Below are 18,878 nucleotides of genomic sequence, written 5' to 3' on the forward strand. Positions count from 1 at the left end.
GTTCACCTCCAAGTGATTGAGTGACGCAATGACGTCGACCAGCACCGTGGACTACCAGCGCACCGACGGCCGTACCCTGCGCCTGACCTTCTCGGAACCCGAAGGCGCGCTACGCGGCGGTTTGGTGGTCCTGCACGAGGCGGACGGGGTCACCGACGGCGTCAAGATGCTGCTGGCCAGCCTCGCCCTCGAAGGCTGGCTGACCGTCACCCCGCACCTCGAAAACGCGGAGCTGACGCAGCGGGACCTGCTCGACGCGACGGACATCACACTCGCCTGGCTCGTCGACCGCGGCGTCCAGGCCGACCTGCTCGGTGTCATGGGCTTCGACCTGGGCGGCACCGCGGCGCTCGTCGTCGCATCGCACCGCCGGCTGGGGGCCGCCGTCAGCGTCGGCGGGCAGCAGGCCGCCGAACTGCCCGCGCTGGTCGAGATCGCCGGGAAGCTCACCAGCCCGTGGCTCGGCATGTACGGCGACGCCGGCGACGAGGCGGGCGGCGCCGAGGTCGAGCGCCTGCGCGATGCCGCGGCGTCGGCGAAGGTCGCCACGAACGTCGTCCACTACCCGGGCGCGAACCACCGCTTCGACGCCGATCCGGGCGCGGCCGCGGAGGCCTGGCAGCGGACGCTCAACTGGTTCGACGCCCACCTGCGCTAGGCGGGATTACCCTCGTGACGTGACGCACACCGCCGACGCCCCCGAAGTGCTCTGGCGCCCTGAGCCGAGCCACGTTGCCGACACCAAGATCGAAGCCTTCCGCCAGTGGCTGCGCGCCGAACGCGGCGTCGAGGTGGACGACTACCGCTCGCTCTGGGAGTTCTCGGTCGAGCGCGGTCCGGACTTCTGGACGGCGGTCGCGGACTTCCTCGGCGTCCGCTGGCACGACCAGCCGGGCGAGGTGCTCTCCGGCGAGATGCCGAACGCTGTCTGGTTCGAAGGCGCCACGCTGAACTACGCCGAGCACGCGCTCACCCCCGGCGTCGCGGGAGCCGCGAAGGGCGACGACGAGACGGCCGTGATCTTCCACCGCGAAGACGGCTTCGCGGACCACCTGACGTACGGCGAACTCCGCGCGCAGGTCGCCGCCGCCCGGGCGGCGTTGCTCGAACTCGGCGTCGGCAAGGGTGACCGCGTCGTCGCGCTGGCCCCGAACTGCCCGCAGACGCTGGTCGCGTTCCTCGCCGCGGCGAGCATCGGGGCGATCTGGTCGTCGTGCTCGCCGGACTTCGGCGTCCGCGCGGTCGCGGACCGTTTCGTGCAGATCGAGCCGAAGGTCCTCTTCGCGGTCAACGCCTACGCGTACAACGGCCGCCAGTTCGACATCCGGACGACGGTTGCCGACCTGCAGGCGAAGCTGCCGTCGCTGGCCGCGACCGTGCTCGTCCAGTACGTCGGCGAAGGCCGGATGGACGGCGCGCTCGACTGGGCCGAACTGCTCGCGAAGCACGAGGGCTCGCCGCTGCTGTTCGAGCCGGTCGAGTTCGCGCACCCGCTGTGGGTGCTCTACTCCTCCGGCACCACCGGCCTGCCGAAGGGCATCGTGCACGGCCACGGCGGCATCACGCTGGAGCACCTCAAGGCCCTCGCGCTGCAGACCGACCTCGGGCCCGGCGACCGGTTCTTCTGGTTCAGCACCACCGGCTGGATGATGTGGAACTTCCTCATCTCCGGCCTGCTGGTCGGCACGACGATCGTGCTCTACGACGGCAGCCCGGGCCATCCGGACCTCAACGCGCTCTGGCACCTGGCCGAGCAGCACCGCGTGACGTACTTCGGGACGTCGGCGCCGTTCATCCAGAGCTGCCTGAAGGCGGGCATCAAGCCCGCCGAGCGCTACGACCTGACGGCGTTGCGCGCGCTCGGCTCCACCGGGGCGCCGCTGAGCGTCGAGGGCTTCCGGTGGATCGTGGACGAGGTCGGGAAGAAGGTGCAGATCTGCTCGGTCTCCGGCGGCACCGACCTCTGCGCGGCGTTCGTCGCGTCGGCGCCCGACGTGCCGGTGTGGCTGGGGGAGCTGTCCTGCCCGGCGCTGGGCGCCGCGGTCAACGCGTTCGACGAGGCCGGCAACGCCGTCGTCGAGCAGGTCGGCGAGCTGGTCATCACGAAGCCGATGCCGTCGATGCCGGTGTTCTTCTGGAACGACCCGGACGGCTCGCGCCTGCGTGAGGCGTACTTCGAGATGTACCCGGGGCTGTGGCGCCACGGCGACTGGATCCGCGTCACCGGCCGCGGTTCGGCGGTGATCTACGGCCGCAGCGACTCGACGCTCAACCGCGGGGGCGTCCGGATGGGCACGGCGGAGTTCTACCGGGTCGTCGAGGGCTACGACGAGGTCGCGGACTCCCTGGTCGTGGACACTTCGGCGGCCGGGAACGAAGACGGGCAGCTGATCTGTTTCCTGGTGCTGGCCGACGGCGTCGAGCTCGGTGACGTCGAGCCTCGGCTGAAGAAGGAGCTCCGTAGCGCGCTGTCACCGCGGCATGTACCCGATCGGTTCGTAGTGGTTCAGGAGATTCCTCGTACCTTGAACGGTAAGAAGTGTGAGGTACCGGTGAAGAAGATTCTCGCCGGTGTGGCTCCCGACCGGGCTGTCAGCCGCGACGCGCTGGCGAACCCGGCGGCGTTGACGCCGTTCGTGGAGCTCGCCGGGGGGTAGATGGGGGAAGCATGATCGTCCACAACGGGTTGCACAGGTGGTGACGGGGACCCGCGCGCAGACCACCTGGCGGGTGGCGGGAGCCACCACCGTGGGGGTGATCACCTGGGTGACCCGGCTGGCGGGACTGATGACGCTCGTGTCGGTCCTGGTGCCCGCCGGGCGCCGGAACCTGCGCGGGCACCTGTCGGAGTGGCTGGAGCTGCCGCAGGAGGCGACGGTCGCGGCAGCGACCGTCGCGCTGGTCACGGGCGTGCTGCTGGTGCTGCTGGCCGCGGGCCTGCGCCGCCGCAAGCGCCGGGCCTGGCAGCTGGCGGTCGGCGCGACGGTGCTGCTCACGGTGTCGCACATCGGGCTCCGGCACGTCTTCGGTGCCGGGATGGTGTCGGTCGTGCTGCTGGTCGGACTGATCGCGAGCCGCCGCTACTTCGTCGCGAAGCCGGACCCGGTGGTCGGCCGCTGGCGCGCGGTGCGCGTGTTCCTGCAGCTGGCGCTGGCCGGGTTCGCGATCAACGTCATCCTGCTGTCGGTGGCGTCGCGCGCGGTCCTGGAGCCGATGAGCTTCCCGGACCGGCTGGCCGAGTCCGCGCTCGCGCTGGTCGGGGCCAGCGGGCCCGCCGTGTTCCACCAGATGTGGCTGGAGGACATGACCGCGGCCGTCGGCCTGCTGTTCGGGCTCGCCGCGATCCTGGTCTCGGCGTACTTCCTGCTGCGCTCGGCCGAGCCGGCGCCCCGGCTGTCCGACGACGAGGTCGCCCGCCTGCGCAAGCTGCTGGACGACCACGGCGAGCGGGACTCGCTCGGCTACTTCGCGCTGCGGCGGGACAAGTTCGCGGTGTTCTCGCGCACCGGCAAGGCCGCGGTCACCTACCGCGTGATCGCCGGGGTGGCGCTGTGCTCGGCCGACCCGCTCGGCGACCACGAGGCGTGGCCGGGCGCGATCGAGGAGTACCTGGAGGTCTGCCGCCGCAACGGGTGGGTGCCGGCGGCGATGGGTGTCTCGGAGCTCGGCGCGACGGTCTGGGCCCGCTTCGGCCTGGAAGTGCTGGAGATCGGCGACGAGGCGGTCGTCGACGTCGAAGGGTTCACCTTGGACGGACGCGTCATGCGCGGCGTCCGCCAGGCCGTGGCCCGCACGAAGCGCGCGGGCTACAAGGTGCTGGTGCGCCGGGCCGAGGACTTGCGTCCCGGCGAACTGGCCGAGCTGGTGACGCTGGCCGCGAACTGGCGCGGCACGGACACCGAGCGCGGGTTCTCGATGGCGCTGGGCCGCCTCGGCGACGAGGGTTCGGTGCTGGTGACGGCCGAGCAGGGCGGACGCGTGCGCGGCGTGCTCCAGTTCGTGCCGTGGGGCACGGCGGGCCTTTCGCTGGACGTCATGCGCCGCGACCGCACGGCCGACAACGGCGTCAACGAGCTGATGATTTCGGAACTCCTGCTCGCGGCGGACAGGCATGGCATCGAGCAGGTGTCGCTCAACTTCGCGGCGTTCCGGGCGTTGATGGAACAGGGCCAGCGCATCGGCGCCGGCCCGGTCGCCAAGACGGCGGCGAAGGTGCTCCACTTCTTTTCGCGCTGGATCCAGATCGAGACGCTGTACAAGTTCAACGCGAAGTTCCAGCCGCGCTGGGTACCGCGCTACTTGGTGTACCCGGGAGTGCGCGAACTGCCCCGCGTCGGCATCGCGACGTTCGAGGCGGAAGGCCTCGGCGGACGCTCTCCACGCCTGCTCAGACTGCTGCGGCGAGCGTGAGGGGGGTGCTGTCGGAGGGTGATCGGGGGGTGTGTAACCTATCTGAGCAGTGGTCGTTGGGCCCAGGAGGCTTCGCCTAGTCTGGTCTATGGCGCCGCACTGCTAATGCGGTTGGGGGTAACCCCCCCTCCCGGGTTCAAATCCCGGAGCCTCCGCTGGTACCCGGTTCGCCGGGTGCTAGGTTAGAGAACAACTGAACACGCGCCCGTAGCTCAGCTGGATAGAGCATCTGACTACGGATCAGAAGGTCAGGGGTTCGAATCCCTTCGGGCGCACGTCTGGTTGAGACGGCAAAGGCCCCTCCGGTTCGCCGGAGGGGCCTTTCTCATGCCTCCACTTTCACCCACTGACGCCCGGTGGCAGGAATCCGTGTTCGGAAAGGTCGAACCAGTTCCCCTCCGGGTCGATCGCGCGGTATTCGGCGAACGGCCGGTCACCGCCGCGCAAAGCCGGGCGGGGGACTCCCGCCTCAGCCAAGCGCGAAGCCACCGCAGGGATGTCCGATACCTGGAAGCCGAAGTGGTTGAAGCCCGCCGGGACGTCGCCGTCCAGGTTTTGCTGGATCAGGGCCAGGTTGAGGTAGCCGTCGGTCACGAAGTGGCTGCCGTCGGGGTCGGTGTGGAACAGCTCCATCTCGAACTGGGCGCAGTAGAACTCGGCCATCTGCTTGGCGTCCTGGACGACGAAAGCCAGGTGGCGCAGCCGGGGGCGGGTCATGCGGTGGGTCCCTTCGGGATCATGTTGTGGAACGCGACGATCTCGCCGTCGCGGACGACCGCCTGGGCGTGGGTCAGCACGCCCGCCGGGGCGATCTCGGACGTCGCGTGCACCAGGGCGAGCTCCGGCGCCAGCGGGCGGATCAAGGTCACCGACGCCGACAGCGCCGTGCCGCGGTAGGCCGTCGTGAACAGCTTCGCGTGGCTCGCTTCGACCGCGTCGCGCCCGGAAAGGGCTTCGCCGCGGACGTTCACGAAGTCGACGTCGGCCGCGAACACCGACGCGAAGAGCGCCGCGTCGCCCGCGGCCCAGCCGGCGGTCATCGTCTGCCACAACGCCCGGATGCCGGTCACGCGCTCACCAGCCCCGCCGAGGCGTGCACGCGCAGGGAAAGCGGTGCGCAGTCGCCGTCCCACGCCGCCAGTGAGTAGTAGAAGCCGCCGTGCTGCTTTTCCAGGTAGCACACGACGTTCAGCGGCCAGCCCGCGCCGCGGAACACGTACTCGTCCATCGGCGTCGGCCGGTCGCTCAGCGGCCGCCCGCGCTCGCACTCCGGACCGAGCCGGTGCCAGTCCGGGTGCAGGTGGATCGACCCGAGGACGTCCAAGCCGCGGCCGGCCGCCTCCCTCGTGATGCGGAGGAGGTCCGCGGGCGCGAGCCACCAGGCGCGCACCTCGTTTTCGTACGCCGAGCCGAACCGCGGCACGATCGTGCGCGCGAACTCCTCGCGTGCGCTCGGGTCGGTCGTGCGGGCGTTGCGGCCGAACGCGATCTCCGACACCAGCATCGCGTCGTCGGCGATCGTGCCGGCGAGGACGCCGAAGCACGGTCTTGGCGCTTCCGGCGTGATGAACGCGTATTCGGCGGCGGCCGCGTCCAGGAACCGGCGCAGCACCTCGTCGGAGAACAACACCGGCAGCGCCGGCGAATCCAGGACTGTCACGCGGAGGAACGTAACGGCCACCGCGCGCGACGACCATGGTCCGCACGACCATCGGCCCTATTGCAACGGGCGATAACGTTCCGGGATGCGCCTGGAGATCCGGCACCTCGAGCTCGTCGTCGAGATCGCCGAGGCGGGCAGCCTCCGCCGGGCCGCCGCGCGGCTGCACCTGAGCCAGCCCGCCGTGACGACGCAGCTCAAGCGCATCGAAGAGTTCGTCGGTGGCGCGCTGTTCATCCGCTCCGCCGACGGCGTCGTCCCCACGCACACGGGCACCGAACTGGTCCGCGACGCGCGCAACCTGGTGCGGCAGTTCGCCGCGCTGCAGCGCACGGCCCGCGCCAACGCCCAGCGCGAAGCCGGTGCGCCGGTCAAGGTCGGCGGGATCCCGGCGCAGCAGTTCAGCCTCCTGGTCAACGCGTTGACGGCGAAGCTGCCTCGGCGCGAGGTCACCAGCCGGACGATCCGCGAGACCGGCACGCTCACGGCGTTGCTGGGTTCCGGTGAGCTTGACATCGCTGTCATGCGGGCGTTCCCGGGCTTCCCGCTGACGCCGCCCGAAGGCGTGGAGCACCGGTTGCTGCTGCGGGAGCCGTTCTTCATCGGTGTCTCCCGGCGGCACGCCCTGGCCGAGCGCGGTCGCGTGGACCTCGCCGATCTCGCGGACGAGAAGTGGGTCATGCCCGATCCGGACGACAGCGGGATGAACGAGTACTTCGCCCGCGTCTGCGCGTCGGCGGGCTTCGACCAGCGCATCGCGCACCTGACGAACGAAGCACACGTCGCCTTCGCGCTCACCGCGGAGGATCGCGGCATCTGCCTGCTCTACCCGATCGGCACGGCCCGCGACGGCCTCGCGATGCTGTCGCTGGCCGGCACCCCGCTGCACCGCGAGCTCGTCCTCGCGTGGCGCACGGACTCGCCGCTGGCGACCCTGGTCGACGAGCTCTGCGCCGACGTCCGGCGCGAGTACCTCGCCTTGGTCGAGGCGGCGCCGTTCTACCGGAAGTGGTGGCACGGCGGCGGGGCCGGGTTCGCCCTGCCGTGACCGCGTTCGGCTGCTTTGCGTAACTGGACTGGACCAGTGAACTCACCTTCGTCCTAGCTGGTCAGCTGCCCGTCGGCACTCTCCGTGGTTGTGCTTCCCTAATTGGTCTGGACCACGTAACGTCTTCGCAAACGGCGCAAAAACACCACTCCGGTCCCCGCCTGGTGGTACCGCCGTCCCCGCACCTGGTTCAAGGGAGAGCGATGTCCAGAAAGAGATGGCACCTCCTCGGTCTGTTCACGGCGGTCGGCGCGATCGCGGTCGGGCTCGTGACCGTGCCGGCGAGTGCCGCCGGCGGCGTTGGCGCCAGCTTCACCAAGGGCTCCGACTGGGGCACCGGCTACGAAGGCAAGTACACGATCACCAACGGCTCCGGCTCGACGCTGGCCGCCTGGACGGTCGAGTTCGACCTCCCGTCCGGCGCGAAGATCGGCTCCCTCTGGGACGGCAGCTACACCGCGGCCGGCCAGCACGTCACCGTCAAGAACAGCTGGAACGGCAACGTCGGCAACGGCTCGACCGCGAGCTTCGGCTTCAACGTCAGCTATTCCGGCACCTACTCGGCGCCGTCGAACTGCAAGCTGAACGGCGGTTCCTGTGACGCCGGCGGTGGCACGCCGACCACCACGCCGACCACCCCGACGCAGCCGACCACCACCCCCACGACGCCGACCACGCCACCGACGACGACCACCACGACGCCACCCCCGCCGGGCGGCCTGAAGAACGTCGGCTACTTCGTGCAGTGGGGCGTCTACGGCCGCAACTACCACGTCAAGAACATCGAGACGTCGGGCTCGGCGAGCAAGCTGACCCACATCAACTACTCGTTCGGCAACGTCACGAACGGCTCGTGCACCGCCAACGACGACCCGTACGCCGACTACCAGAAGACCTACGACGCCGCGGGCAGTGTCGACGGCGTCGCCGACACCTGGGACCAGCCGGTGGCCGGCAACTTCAACCAGCTGCGCAAGCTGAAGAAGATGCACCCGGGCCTCAAGATCATCTGGTCGTTCGGCGGCTGGACCTACTCCGGTGGCTTCGGCCAGGCCGCGCAGAACCCGGCCGCGTTCGCGCAGTCCTGCTACAACCTGCTGAAGGACCCGCGCTGGGCCGACATCTGGGACGGCATCGACATCGACTGGGAGTACCCCAACGCGTGCGGCCTGAGCTGTGACACCAGCGGTGCCGCGTCCTACAAGAACCTGATGGGCGCGCTGCGGTCGAAGTTCGGCTCGTCGTTCCTGGTCACCTCGGCCATCTCGGCGGACGGCAGCAACGGCGGCAAGCTCGACGTCGCCGACTACGCCGGTGCCGCGTCGTCCGTCGACTGGTTCAACGTCATGACCTACGACTACTTCGGCGCGTGGGCGCCCCAGGGTCCGACGGCCCCGCACTCGCCGCTGACCAACTTCACCGGCATCCCGACGGCGGGCTTCTACTCCGACGCGGCGATCCAGAAGCTGAAGAGCAAGGGCGTCCCGTCGAGCAAACTGCTGCTGGGCATCGGGTTCTACGGCCGCGGCTGGACCGGCGTCACGCAGTCGACGCCGGGTGGCACCGCGACCGGCCCCGCGCCGGGCACGTACGAGCAGGGCATCGAGGACTACAAGGTCCTCAAGAACACCTGCCCGTCGACCGGCACGTTCGCCGGCACCGCGTACGCCAAGTGCGGCAGCAACTGGTGGAGCTACGACACCCCCGGGACCATCAACGGCAAGATGTCCTACGCCAAGCAGCAGGGCCTCGGCGGCGCCTTCTTCTGGGAGCTGACCGGCGACACCACGAGCGGCGAGCTCATCACCGCCATGAAGAACGGCCTGTCGTGAGGCGCCGGTGGTTGCCGGCACTCGGGCTGGCGGCCGCGGCCGCCACGGTCGGCGCGATGTTCGTGATCGCGCCGGCGAACGCGGCGGGCGGCGTGTCCGCGACCTTCTCCAAGGGCTCCGACTGGGGCACCGGGTACGAGGGCAAGTACACGATCGCCAACGGCTCGGGCTCGACGCTCGCGACGTGGACCGTCGAGTTCGACCTGCCGTCGGGCGCGAAGATCTCGTCGCTGTGGGACGGCAGCTACACGGCGTCCGGTCAGCACGTCACGGTGAAGAACACGTGGAACGGCAACGTCGGCAACGGTGGTAGCGCGAGCTTCGGCTTCAACGTGGCGTACTCGGGTTCGTACGTCGCTCCGTCGAACTGCAAGCTCAACGGCGGGTCGTGTGCGGCCGGGGGCACACCCCCCACTACGACACCGCCGCCTACGACGACGCCCCCGCCCACGACCACCCCGCCGCCGGGCACCGGTGGCAAGGGCGCGCCGTACCTGTACATGGGCTGGGGCAGCCCGCCGAACCCGCAGACGGTGATGAACGCGACCGGAGTCAAGTGGTTCACCATGGCGTTCATCAACGCCTCCGGTGGCTGCAATCCGGCGTGGGACAGCAGCCGTCCGCTTTCGGGCAGTGCCGACGCCACCGCGATCTCGCAGATCAAGGCGGCGGGCGGCCAGGTCGTCCCGTCGTTCGGCGGCTGGAGCGGCACCAAGCTGGGCCCGAACTGCTCGACGCCTGCCGCGTTGGCCGGCGCGTACCAGCAGGTGATCAACGCGTACGGGCTGAAGGCGATCGACATTGACATCGAGAACTCCGACGAGTTCGAGAACGAGGCCGTGCAGGACCGCATCCTGAACGCGCTGAAGATCGTCAAGCAGAACAACCCGGGCGTGCAGACGATCCTGACGTTCGGCACGTCGACGACCGGCCCGAACTACTACGGGAACCGGCTCATCGACCAGTCGAAGGCCCTGGGCGCCGGCGTGGACGTGTACACGATCATGCCGTTCGACTTCGGCGGCGGCTCGAACATGTACCAGAGCACGGTGAACGCGGCGAACGGCTTGCGCGACAAGCTGAAGTCGACGTTCGGCTGGTCCGACGCCACGGCGTACAGCCACCTGGGCATCTCGGGCATGAACGGCCTGTCCGACCAGCAGGAGCTGACCGATCTGTCGACCTGGACCCAGATCACGAACTGGGCCAAGTCGACCAAGATCGGCCGCCTGGCGTTCTGGTCGGTCAACCGCGACCGCGGCTGCCCCGGCGGCGGCGTGCAGTCGACCTGCAGTGGGATCGCGCAGAACGACTGGGACTTCACCAAGGTGACGGCGGGCTTCTGACGTCGTCGTGAATGACGGCCTCCTTGCCGGCTCCCCGGGCCGGCAAGGAGGCCCTTTTCGTCACTGCCCCACGAAGAAGTGCCAGCCCACCCACCACCACGCCAGCACGAACGCGATCCGCGCGCTGCGCCGCCGCATCACCACGGCCAGCACGCTCGTCAGCTTCGGCACGCGCTTCGGCCACACGTGGCTCGCAACGCCCAGCCCGATCGCCACCAGGACGATCAGCCCGAAGCCCAGCTCCGTGATGACCCGGGTGATCACGACCGCCTCGCCGTGGCCGCCGCGCGCAGCATCGCCAGGCCCGCCGCCAGCCAGCCCGTGATCGCCAGCGCCTGGACGATCCGGCTGGTCAGCAGCGGGTCGACGAGGTCGCTCATCGTCGGGTGGGTCTCCGACAGCCCGCCCGCGGCCTGCTCGTAGACGAACGACAGCAGCTCCCACGCGCACCAGCTCAACGCCACCGCGGACCACAGCCACGCCCGGTGCGGCACCGGCCGGTCGACCGGCAGCGACGGGTCGCGCCACTCCTCGACCAGCGCGACCAGGCCGATCGCCGAGATCGCGACCGCCACCGGGACGCTGTCGCGGCCGAACGCCAGCACCAGCAACCCGGCCGCGACCACCGCGAACCCCGGCACCCGGAACGGCTGCCCGAGCTCCGCGATCTCCGGGTGCGGCCGTTCGGTGATCAGGAGGACCAGCGTGACGGCCAGGAAGATCAGCGCGTCCGCGGGGGCGCCCCGGATCCAGTGCGCGATCGCCGCGAGGGTGAGCGCGATGACCGGTAGGTCGACGGTGAGCGAGCGAATGGGAAGGCCGAGAGCCATGGGAAGCTCCTTCGCGACAGGTCCTTGTCATTGCTAACAAAAAAACGTCGCGCCTGGCCAGGGGATTCCGGTTCAGAGCGTCTTGACGGCGTCCCCGATCGCCTCGTCGAGGATCGCCAAGCCCAGCTCCAGTTCCTCTTCGGTCGCCGTCAGCGGCGGTGCGATCCGGAAGACCCCGCCCATTCCGGGCAGCTGCACGATGTTCATGTGCAGCCCGAGCTCGAGGCAGCGCGCCGTGACGCGGGCGCCCAGCTCGTCCGAACTGCGCTTGGTTTCCCGGTCGACGACCAGTTCCAGCCCGGCCAGCAGGCCGCGGCCGCGGATGTCGCCGACGACCTCGTGCCGGTGGGAGATCCGCTCGAGGCCGTGGCGCAGCAACGAACCCAGCTGGAGCGCGCGGTCGTCGAGGCGGTCGCGGGTCAGGACGTCCAGGACGGTGTTGCCGACGGCCGCCGGCAGCGGGTCCGCGACGTGCGTGGTGAAGAACAGGAACCCGCGCCGGTGCGCCTCTTCCTCGATTTCGGCGCTGGTCAGCACCGCCGCGAGGGGCAGCCCGGCGCCGAGCGTCTTCGACAGCGTCAGGATGTCCGGGACGACGCCGTCGCGCTCGAACGCGTACCAGTTGCCGGTGCGGCAGAGCCCGGTCTGGGCCTCGTCGAGGATCAGCAACATGCCGCGTTCCCGGCATTTCTCCTGTAATGCGGCGAAGTAGCCGACGGGCGGCTCGATGATGCCGCCGGAGCTGAGGATCGGCTCGACGATGCACGCGGCGAGGCTCCCGACCGACTGCGCGTCGATCATCTCGAACCCGAAGTCGAGCTGGCGTCGCCAATCGAGCCTGCCGTCGGCGTCGGTGAAGTCCGGCCGGTACGCGTTCGGCGCGGGGATGGCGAAGTTGCCGGGCGCGGCGGGGCCATACCCCTTGCGGCCGGCGCTGTAGGTGGCGCTCGCCGCGGCCTGCGTCATGCCGTGCCACGACCGCGCGAACGAGACGATCTCGTGCTTGCCGGTGACGAGCTTCGCCATGCGGAGGGCGGCTTCGTTGGACTCCGCGCCGGTGGTCAGGAGGAGCGCTTTCTCCAGCGGCGCCGGGAGCGTCTCGGCGAGGCGTCGCGCGAGGTCGACGACCGGGCGGCTCAGCATGCCGCTGAACAGGTGGTCGAGCTTCGCGGCCTGCCGCCGGACGGTGTCGACGATCTCCGGGTGCGAGTGACCCAGGATCGCGCTCATCTGGCCGGAGGTGAAGTCGAGGATGCGGCGGCCGTCTTCGGTGAAGACGAAGCTGCCTTCGGCGCGGTCGATGATTTCGCGGGTGAACGCGCCGCCGTAGCGCACCAGGTGCTTGTCGGCGTCGGCCCAGAAGACGTCTGCGGAGGTGGTCTCGGAAGTCGGAGCAGCCATGCCTTCGACGGTAAGTCCGGTTCGAGCGACACGTCCAGCTCACGATTCCGGCTGTCCTGTTCGGATTTTCCGTACAAGAATGGGGCGATGCTGAACCCGTGGCGCCTGCGGCTGCTGAGCCGGCTCGACACGCTGGGGACGGTCCGCGCGGTGGCGCAGGACGCGAACCTCAGTGCGTCGAGCGTGTCGCAGCAGCTGGCCGTGCTCGAAGCGGAAACCCGCACCCAGCTGCTGGAACGCACGGGTCGCCGAGTCCGCCTGACCCCGGCGGGCCTGATGCTGGCGCGCCGCGCGCGGGCGATCCTCGACCACATGGACACGGTCGAGGCGGAGCTGCGCACCCTCGGCGAGGAACCGGTCGGCCAGGTCCGGCTGGGGGCGTTCCAGAGCGCGATCCACACGATGGCGGTCCCGGCGGTGACCCGCCTGGCGGGCGCGTACCCGCACCTGGAGGTCGAGCTGCTGGAGCTGGAGCCCCACGAGAGCATCCCGGCCCTGCGCGGCGGCGACGCGGACGTGATCATCACGACGACGGACTTCGTGCAGCTGCCGCTGGGCCCGGACCTCGACATCGTCCCGCTGGCGACGGACCCGATCGTGCTGGTGACGTCGTCGGAAGGTCCCCGCGGGCCGGTTTCGCTGTCCGCCTTCGCGGACTCACCGTGGGCGCTGGACGTGCCGCGGTCGTACATGGCGAACTTGACGCTGCGCCTGTGCCGCGAGTCGGGTTTCGAGCCGAGGGTGGTGTGCCGGTTCAGCAATTATTTGATGACGTTGCAGCATGTCGAGGCGGGGTTGTCGATCGCGCTGCTGCCGGAATTGGCGGTGGACCGGCGGTACCGGGTGTCGACGCGCGAGCTGGCATCCCCGGTGACCCGCACGATCGCGGCGGTGGTCCGGAGGGGAACACCGTTGCGGGCGGGGGTGAACGTCGTCTTGGACGCCCTGCGGCAACCACCGGACCTCCCGGCACTGGCCCCGTGGGTCGACGAGAGCGCAGACTGACCGGGTGCGAGTGGCGGTCAGAGTCGCCGGAGTGGTGCAGGGCGTCGGGTTCCGGCCCTTCGTCCACCAGCTCGCGGGCCGGCTCGGGCTCTCCGGCTTCGTCGGGAACGACGTCCACGGCGTCTTCGTCGAGGCTGAAGGCGCACCCGCCCAGGTGGAAGCCTTTGTTGCGGCGCTGACCGCCGAAGCGCCGCCGCTGGCGGTTGTCGGCCAAGTGGACGTCCACGAGATTCCCCCGGTCGGGGACGCCGGATTCGTCATCGTCGCCAGTCCGGCCGGTGGGGCCGCCGACACGCTGATCTCCGCCGACTCAGCCACCTGTGACGACTGCCTGCGCGAGCTGCGCGACCCCGCTGACCGGCGCTTCCGGTACCCCTTCGTCAACTGCACGAACTGCGGCCCGCGGTTCACCATCGTCCAGGGCGTGCCCTACGACCGGCCGCTCACCACCATGGCCGCCTTCGCGATGTGTGCCGAGTGCAAGCAGGAGTATGAAGACCCGGCTGACCGGCGGTTCCATGCCCAGCCCGTCTGCTGCCCCGCCTGCGGGCCCACCCTGCGGTTCGAGCCCGGTGGCGGCGATCCGATCCTGGCGGCCGTCGAAGCCCTGCGCGACGGGAAAGTGGTCGCGATCAAGGGACTCGGCGGTTACCACCTCGCCGTCGGGGCGCGACACGAAGAAGCCGCGAAGAACCTGCGGACGAGAAAGCACCGCGAGGACAAACCCTTCGCCGTCATGGTGGCCGACCTGGACCAAGCGCGAGACCTCGCCGAAGTCAGCGAAGCGGCCGAAGAAGCGCTCAGCGGCAGGCGACGCCCCATCGTGCTGCTCCCGAAGAACGCGGACCTCGCGGACGCCGTCGCGCCCGGGAATCGGCGGATCGGGCTCATGCTGCCCTACACCCCGCTGCACCACCTGCTGCTGGCGCAGACCGGCCCGATCGTGCTGACCAGCGCCAACGTCTCCGACGAGCCCATCGTCTACCGCGACGAGGACCTCGGCCGCCTGAAGGACATCGCCGACGCCTACCTCACCCACGACCGGCCGATCCACGTCCGGACCGACGACTCCGTCGTGCGCGTCGTCGGGACGAAACCGCAGCTCCAACGGCGTTCGCGCGGCTACGCGCCCGAGCCCGTCAGCATCAGGAAAACGACGAAGCACCTCCTCGGCTGCGGGGCCGAACTCAAGAACACCTTCTGCCTCGCCAAAGGCCGCCACGCGTTCGTCTCGCACCACATCGGCGACCTCGAGAACTACGAGACGCTCAAGGCGTTCACCGAGGGCATCGAGCACTTCAAGCACCTCTTCGACGTCGACCCGGTGCTCGTCGCGCACGACCTGCATCCCGAGTACCTGTCCACGAAATACGCGTTCGAGCAGGACGTCGACCTGCTGGGCGTGCAGCACCACCACGCCCACATCGCCGCCTGCCTGGCCGACAACGACCACCAAGACCCGGTCCTCGGCGTCGCCTTCGACGGCACCGGCTTCGGCCCCGACGGCACCGTCTGGGGCGGCGAGTTCCTCCTCGCCGACCTGACGAGCTACCAGCGGCTCAGCCATCTCAAAGCCGTCCGCATGCCCGGTGGGGTCATGGCCATCAAGCAGCCCTGGCGGATGGCCGCGTCCTATGTGGACGAACTCGGGCGGCCGGCGCGCGAAGACATCGTCAAGCTCAAGCGCAGCGGCCTCAACTCACCCCTGACGTCCAGCGCCGGACGCCTCTTCGACGCCGCCGCCGCGCTGCTCGGCGTCCGGGACACCATCACCTATGAGGGCCAGGCCGCGATCGAGCTGGAGCAGCTGGCCGACCCGGCGGAAAAGTCCGCTTACCGCGCGCGGATCGACGACGTCGTCCACGGCGAAGACCTCATCGCCGCCCTCCTGGACGACCCGAGCGCCCAGGCGACGCGAGCCGCGCGGTTCCACAACGGGGTCGCCGACGCGATCGTGCGGACCTGCGACCGCTTCCGCGACCACAGCACCACCGTGGCGCTGTCCGGCGGGGTGTTCCAGAACGTCCTGCTGCTCGACCGGACCGTCGAAGCCCTGGAGAACGCCGGCTTCACCGTGCTGACCCACCGGAACGTGCCGGCCAACGACGGCGGGATCAGCTTCGGACAGGTTGCCGTAGCCAGTCGTACCACTCGGTGAGGCCGTCGCCGCGGGTCGCGCTGACCTGGAGCATGGCGGCCGACGGGTTCACGCGGCGGAAGTCCCGCTCGAACTCGGAAACGTCGAAGTCGACGTACGGCAGCAGGTCGACCTTGTTCAGCAGCACGAGGTCCGTCGCGGCGAACATGTGCGGGTACTTCAGCGGCTTCCCGGGCCCCTCGGTCACCGACAGGATCACCACCCGCGCCGCCTCGCCGAGGTCGAACAACGCCGGGCAGACCAGGTTGCCGACGTTCTCGATGAACAACGTCGAGCCCGGGACCGGCGACAGCGAGTGCAGTGCCCGGTGCAGCATCGACGCGTCCAGGTGACAGCCGGCGCCGGTGTTGATCTGCACGACCGGTGCGCCCGTGGCCTTGATGCGTTCGGCGTCGAGCAGCGTCTCCTGGTCGCCTTCGATCACCGCGCACGGCGTGTCCGTAGCGCGGATGGTCCGCTCCAGCAGCGTCGTCTTCCCCGCACCGGGCGAACTCATCAGGTTGATCGCGAAGACGTCCGACGCACTCAGGTGTGCGCGGTTGTGCGACGCGAGTTCGTCGTTCTTCGCCAGGATGTCCTGCTCCAGGACCACCGTGTGGGCGTGGTCGGTGATCCGGACGTTCGTCTCGTCGGAACAGCCGCAGGTGTCACACACGTCAGACCACCTCTACCGATGTGATGCGCAGTTCGCGCCCGGTCAGCACCTCGGCGTTGGCGCTGCCGCAGGGGCACAGCACGATGAAGTCGTCGAGGCCGAACTCGTCGCCGCAGTCGCGGCAGCGCGCCCGCCCGGACGGCTCGGCGATGTCCAGCCGGGCACCTTCCAGCGAAGTCCCCGTGCAGAGGACGTCGAAGCAGAACCGGACGCTGTCCGGCACGACCCCGGACAGGCGCCCGATCTCCAGTCGCACGCTCGTCACCGTCGCGTCACCCAGCTTGGCGACGATCGCGTCGACGACCGACTGCGTGACCGCCATTTCGTGCATTCAGCAGATCCTCGGCAGCGGGTCCCCGACCAGCAGGTCCACGATCCGGGTGCCGCCGAACGCGGTGTTCAGCAGCACGATCCCCGGCGGGTCGTCGGCGATCCGCCCGATCACCGCCGCGTCCGCGCCGAGCGGGTGCGAGCGCAACGCGGCCAGCGCGTCGTCAGCCTGCGAGCCGTCGACGACGACCACGATCCGGCCTTCGCAGGCGACGTACAGCGGGTCGATGCCGAGCAGCTCCGACGCGCCGCGGACCTCCTCGCGCACCGGGACGGCCTTTTCGTCGACGACCACGGCGACTTCCGCGGCCTTCGCGATCTCGTTGAGGATCGTCGCGACGCCGCCGCGGGTCGCGTCGCGCATCGCGCGCACACCGGGCACCGCGGCCAGGAGCCCCGCTACCAGCTCGTGCACCGGCGCGGTGTCGGACTCGAGGTCGGCGTCGATGTCGAGCTCGCCGCGGGCCAGCATGATCGTGACGCCGTGGTCACCGATCGGCCCGGAGACGAGGACGGCGTCTCCGGGCTTCACGGTGGCCACACCGAGGCCCGTGCGGGTGAGCACCCCGACCCCGGCCGTGTTGACGTACACGCCGTCTGCCTTGCCGCGCTGGACGACCTTGGTGTCGCCCGTGACGATCTGGACGTCGGCCGCGAGCGCGGCCGTCTTCATCGAGTCGACGATCTTCAGCAGGTCTTCGACGGGGAAGCCTTCTTCGAGGATGAACCCGGCGGTCAGGTACAGCGGCCGCGCGCCGGACACGGCGAGGTCGTTCACCGTGCCGTTGATCGCCAGGTCGCCGATGTTCCCGCCGGGGAAGAACAGCGGCGAGACGACGTAGGAGTCCGTGGTCAGCGCCAGCCGGGCGTCGCCGATGGTGAGCGACGCCGAGTCTTCGAGGGGTTCCAGCAGCGGGTTGCGGAACGCGTCGAGGAACACGGCCTCGATCAGCGTGTGCGTCGACTTGCCGCCCGCGCCGTGCGACAGCGTGATGCGCTCCTCGCGCACCTTCGCGCGCCGGCGCCGCGCCCGCTCGATGCGGTCGAGGACCTGCTGCTCGCGCTCGGTGGTCGTCATGCGCGGCTCGCCTCCCGGACGCGCTGACGGCTGAACCGGCCGAAGTTGTAGTACGCCGCGCAGGCGCCTTCGGGCGAGACCATGCACGTCCCGATCGGCGTCTCCGGGGTGCACGCGGTGCCGAACACCTTGCACTCCCACGGTTTCAGCACGCCCTTGAGCACCTCACCGCACTGGCACGCCTTCGGGTCGGCGACGCGCAGGCCGGGGATCTCGAAGATCCGCTCGGCGTCGAACTTCGCGTACTTCTCGCGGATCGCCATCGCCGAGTGCGTGATGAACCCGAGGCCGCGCCACTCGAAGTACGGCCGCAGCTCCATCACCTCGTTGATGGCCTTCAGCGCGACGATGTTGCCGTTCCACGGGACGACCCGGGAGTACTGGTTCTCCACTTCGGACTTCCCGGCGGACAGCTGGACCATCAGCATGTAGATCGACTGCAGGATGTCCAGCGGCTCGAACCCGGCGACGACGACGGGCTTGCCGTAGTCGCGCGCGATGAACTCGTACGGACGGCAGCCGATCACCGTGGAGACGTGCCCCGGGCCGATAAAGCCGTCGAGCCGCAGGTCGGGGGAGTCGAGGATGGCCTTGATCGCCGGGATGATCGTGACGTGGTTGCCGAACACCGAGAAGTTCTCGATGCCTTCGGAAGCCGCGCGCAGCAGGGTCATCGCGGTGGACGGCGTGGTCGTCTCGAACCCGATGGCCATGAACACCACGCGCAGGTCCGGGTTCTGCCGCGCGATCTTCAGCGAGTCGAGCGGCGAGTAGACCATCCGGATGTTGGTGCCCTCGGCGTTGGAGTCGAAGAAGTTCCCGCCGGAGCCGGGCACGCGCATCATGTCGCCGAACGACGTCATGAGCACGCCGGGCTGCCGGGCGATGTGGATGGCGTCGTCGATGCGGCCCATCGGGATCACGCAGACCGGGCAGCCCGGCCCGTGCACCAGCGTGATGCTCTCGGGCAGGTAGTCCTCGAGGCCGTGCTTGTAGATGGTGTGCGTGTGCCCGCCGCAGACCTCCATGAACTTGTAGTGGCGGCCCGGCTCGCACAGCGACGTGATCTTCGCGGACAGCGCCCGCGCCTTCTCCGCGTCGCGGAACTCGTCGACGAAACGCATG

At 69.7% G+C, this 18,878-nt stretch carries 18 protein-coding genes and 2 tRNA genes; 10 read left to right on the forward strand and 10 right to left on the reverse strand.

Annotated features, from left to right (window positions below; all coding sequences use genetic code 11):
- The first annotated feature begins 28 nt into the window (after window positions 1–28).
- The 5 genes from QQ657_RS24095 to QQ657_RS24115 all read left to right on the forward strand — a co-directional run bounded on the left by QQ657_RS24095 (window position 29) and on the right by QQ657_RS24115 (window position 4,685).
- Window positions 29–658, forward strand: coding sequence for a dienelactone hydrolase family protein (locus tag QQ657_RS24095; protein ID WP_284744494.1), 630 nt, complete (start codon window positions 29–31; stop codon window positions 656–658).
- 19 nt (window positions 659–677) lie between these two features.
- A complete protein-coding gene (locus QQ657_RS24100) occupies window positions 678–2,657 on the forward strand; it encodes an acetoacetate--CoA ligase (RefSeq protein ID WP_284744495.1) in 1,980 nt (659 codons plus the stop codon).
- A gap of 37 nt (window positions 2,658–2,694) precedes the next feature.
- A complete protein-coding gene (locus QQ657_RS24105) occupies window positions 2,695–4,410 on the forward strand; it encodes a phosphatidylglycerol lysyltransferase domain-containing protein (protein ID WP_284744496.1) in 1,716 nt (571 codons plus the stop codon).
- Window positions 4,411–4,475: 65 nt separating this feature from the next.
- A tRNA-Ser gene (locus tag QQ657_RS24110) sits at window positions 4,476–4,565 on the forward strand.
- A gap of 46 nt (window positions 4,566–4,611) precedes the next feature.
- Window positions 4,612–4,685: transfer RNA gene (locus QQ657_RS24115), tRNA-Arg, on the forward strand.
- Window positions 4,686–4,749: 64 nt separating this feature from the next.
- Here QQ657_RS24115 and QQ657_RS24120 read toward each other — a convergent pair.
- Genes QQ657_RS24120 through QQ657_RS24130 form a run of 3 tightly spaced genes read right to left on the reverse strand, consistent with a single transcriptional unit; the run spans window position 4,750 to window position 6,070 of the window.
- Window positions 4,750–5,127, reverse strand: a complete 378-nt coding sequence (locus QQ657_RS24120) for a VOC family protein (protein ID WP_284744497.1) — start codon at window positions 5,125–5,127, stop codon at window positions 4,750–4,752.
- Window positions 5,124–5,480 carry an SgcJ/EcaC family oxidoreductase gene (locus QQ657_RS24125; protein ID WP_284744498.1) on the reverse strand — a complete coding sequence of 119 codons (357 nt, stop codon included), beginning with the start codon at window positions 5,478–5,480 and terminating at the stop codon, window positions 5,124–5,126. Before QQ657_RS24125 ends, QQ657_RS24120 begins: the two co-directional genes overlap by 4 nt.
- The gene (locus tag QQ657_RS24130; protein WP_284744499.1) at window positions 5,477–6,070 is read right to left on the reverse strand and encodes a hypothetical protein; all 594 of its coding nucleotides are present in this window, start codon (window positions 6,068–6,070) and stop codon (window positions 5,477–5,479) included. Before QQ657_RS24130 ends, QQ657_RS24125 begins: the two co-directional genes overlap by 4 nt.
- Before the next feature lie 85 nt (window positions 6,071–6,155).
- Between QQ657_RS24130 and QQ657_RS24135 the strand changes: the two genes are divergently transcribed.
- From QQ657_RS24135 to QQ657_RS24145, 3 genes are all read left to right on the forward strand, one after another.
- Window positions 6,156–7,118 (forward strand): LysR family transcriptional regulator, encoded by a 963-nt coding sequence (locus QQ657_RS24135; protein WP_284744500.1) that lies wholly within the window; start codon window positions 6,156–6,158, stop codon window positions 7,116–7,118.
- A gap of 203 nt (window positions 7,119–7,321) precedes the next feature.
- Window positions 7,322–8,950 (forward strand): glycosyl hydrolase family 18 protein, encoded by a 1,629-nt coding sequence (locus QQ657_RS24140; protein ID WP_284744501.1) that lies wholly within the window; start codon window positions 7,322–7,324, stop codon window positions 8,948–8,950.
- A complete protein-coding gene (locus QQ657_RS24145; protein ID WP_284744502.1) occupies window positions 8,947–10,296 on the forward strand; it encodes a cellulose binding domain-containing protein in 1,350 nt (449 codons plus the stop codon). The genes QQ657_RS24140 and QQ657_RS24145 overlap by 4 nt, the downstream gene beginning before the upstream one ends.
- 60 nt (window positions 10,297–10,356) lie before the next feature.
- Here the strand turns inward: QQ657_RS24145 and QQ657_RS24150 are convergent, their stop codons facing one another.
- The 3 genes from QQ657_RS24150 to QQ657_RS24160 all read right to left on the reverse strand — a co-directional run bounded on the left by QQ657_RS24150 (window position 10,357) and on the right by QQ657_RS24160 (window position 12,527).
- Complete coding sequence (locus QQ657_RS24150; RefSeq protein WP_284744503.1) at window positions 10,357–10,560, reverse strand: DUF6186 family protein; 204 nt, start codon at window positions 10,558–10,560, stop codon at window positions 10,357–10,359.
- A complete protein-coding gene (locus QQ657_RS24155) occupies window positions 10,557–11,126 on the reverse strand; it encodes a hypothetical protein (RefSeq protein ID WP_284744504.1) in 570 nt (189 codons plus the stop codon). The genes QQ657_RS24150 and QQ657_RS24155 overlap by 4 nt, the downstream gene beginning before the upstream one ends.
- A gap of 72 nt (window positions 11,127–11,198) precedes the next feature.
- Complete coding sequence (locus QQ657_RS24160; RefSeq protein ID WP_284744505.1) at window positions 11,199–12,527, reverse strand: aspartate aminotransferase family protein; 1,329 nt, start codon at window positions 12,525–12,527, stop codon at window positions 11,199–11,201.
- 87 nt (window positions 12,528–12,614) lie between these two features.
- Between QQ657_RS24160 and QQ657_RS24165 the strand changes: the two genes are divergently transcribed.
- Together QQ657_RS24165 and hypF are read left to right on the forward strand one after the other, a co-directional pair.
- A complete protein-coding gene (locus QQ657_RS24165; protein WP_284744506.1) occupies window positions 12,615–13,532 on the forward strand; it encodes a LysR family transcriptional regulator in 918 nt (305 codons plus the stop codon).
- A 4-nt stretch (window positions 13,533–13,536) separates the two neighbouring features.
- Window positions 13,537–15,690, forward strand: a complete 2,154-nt coding sequence (hypF, locus tag QQ657_RS24170; RefSeq protein ID WP_284744507.1) for a carbamoyltransferase HypF — start codon at window positions 13,537–13,539, stop codon at window positions 15,688–15,690.
- Here hypF and hypB read toward each other — a convergent pair.
- From hypB to hypD, 4 genes are read right to left on the reverse strand one after another with little or no spacing between them, the layout of a single operon-like run.
- Window positions 15,647–16,345 carry a hydrogenase nickel incorporation protein HypB gene (gene hypB / locus QQ657_RS24175; protein WP_284744508.1) on the reverse strand — a complete coding sequence of 233 codons (699 nt, stop codon included), beginning with the start codon at window positions 16,343–16,345 and terminating at the stop codon, window positions 15,647–15,649. The genes hypF and hypB overlap by 44 nt on opposite strands.
- A gap of 1 nt (window position 16,346) precedes the next feature.
- Window positions 16,347–16,676: a hydrogenase maturation nickel metallochaperone HypA/HybF gene (locus tag QQ657_RS24180; RefSeq protein WP_284744509.1), complete on the reverse strand. Its 330-nt coding sequence runs from the start codon at window positions 16,674–16,676 to the stop codon at window positions 16,347–16,349.
- Window positions 16,677–17,753, reverse strand: a complete 1,077-nt coding sequence (hypE, locus tag QQ657_RS24185) for a hydrogenase expression/formation protein HypE (RefSeq protein ID WP_284744510.1) — start codon at window positions 17,751–17,753, stop codon at window positions 16,677–16,679.
- Window positions 17,750–18,877, reverse strand: coding sequence for a hydrogenase formation protein HypD (gene hypD / locus QQ657_RS24190; protein WP_284744511.1), 1,128 nt, complete (start codon window positions 18,875–18,877; stop codon window positions 17,750–17,752). The genes hypE and hypD overlap by 4 nt, the downstream gene beginning before the upstream one ends.
- Between the last annotated feature and the right edge of the window lies 1 nt (window position 18,878).

It is taken from the genome of Amycolatopsis ponsaeliensis (assembly GCF_030182635.1).
GTDB lineage: Bacteria > Actinomycetota > Actinomycetes > Mycobacteriales > Pseudonocardiaceae > Amycolatopsis > Amycolatopsis ponsaeliensis.

What these genes read in the sequence shown, in the direction of transcription:
- QQ657_RS24095 (WP_284744494.1), top strand. Translation starts at nt 29, where the DNA reads ATGACGTCGACCAGCACCGTGGACTACCAGCGCACCGACGGCCGTACC.
- QQ657_RS24120 (WP_284744497.1), bottom strand. Translation starts at nt 5,127, where the DNA reads ATGACCCGCCCCCGGCTGCGCCACCTGGCTTTCGTCGTCCAGGACGCC.
- QQ657_RS24135 (WP_284744500.1), top strand. Translation starts at nt 6,156, where the DNA reads ATGCGCCTGGAGATCCGGCACCTCGAGCTCGTCGTCGAGATCGCCGAG.
- QQ657_RS24140 (WP_284744501.1), top strand. Translation starts at nt 7,322, where the DNA reads ATGTCCAGAAAGAGATGGCACCTCCTCGGTCTGTTCACGGCGGTCGGC.
- QQ657_RS24155 (WP_284744504.1), bottom strand. Translation starts at nt 11,126, where the DNA reads ATGGCTCTCGGCCTTCCCATTCGCTCGCTCACCGTCGACCTACCGGTC.
- QQ657_RS24160 (WP_284744505.1), bottom strand. Translation starts at nt 12,527, where the DNA reads ATGGCTGCTCCGACTTCCGAGACCACCTCCGCAGACGTCTTCTGGGCC.
- QQ657_RS24165 (WP_284744506.1), top strand. Translation starts at nt 12,615, where the DNA reads ATGCTGAACCCGTGGCGCCTGCGGCTGCTGAGCCGGCTCGACACGCTG.
- QQ657_RS24180 (WP_284744509.1), bottom strand. Translation starts at nt 16,676, where the DNA reads ATGCACGAAATGGCGGTCACGCAGTCGGTCGTCGACGCGATCGTCGCC.
- hypE (WP_284744510.1), bottom strand. Translation starts at nt 17,753, where the DNA reads ATGACGACCACCGAGCGCGAGCAGCAGGTCCTCGACCGCATCGAGCGG.
- hypD (WP_284744511.1), bottom strand. Translation starts at nt 18,877, where the DNA reads ATGCGTTTCGTCGACGAGTTCCGCGACGCGGAGAAGGCGCGGGCGCTG.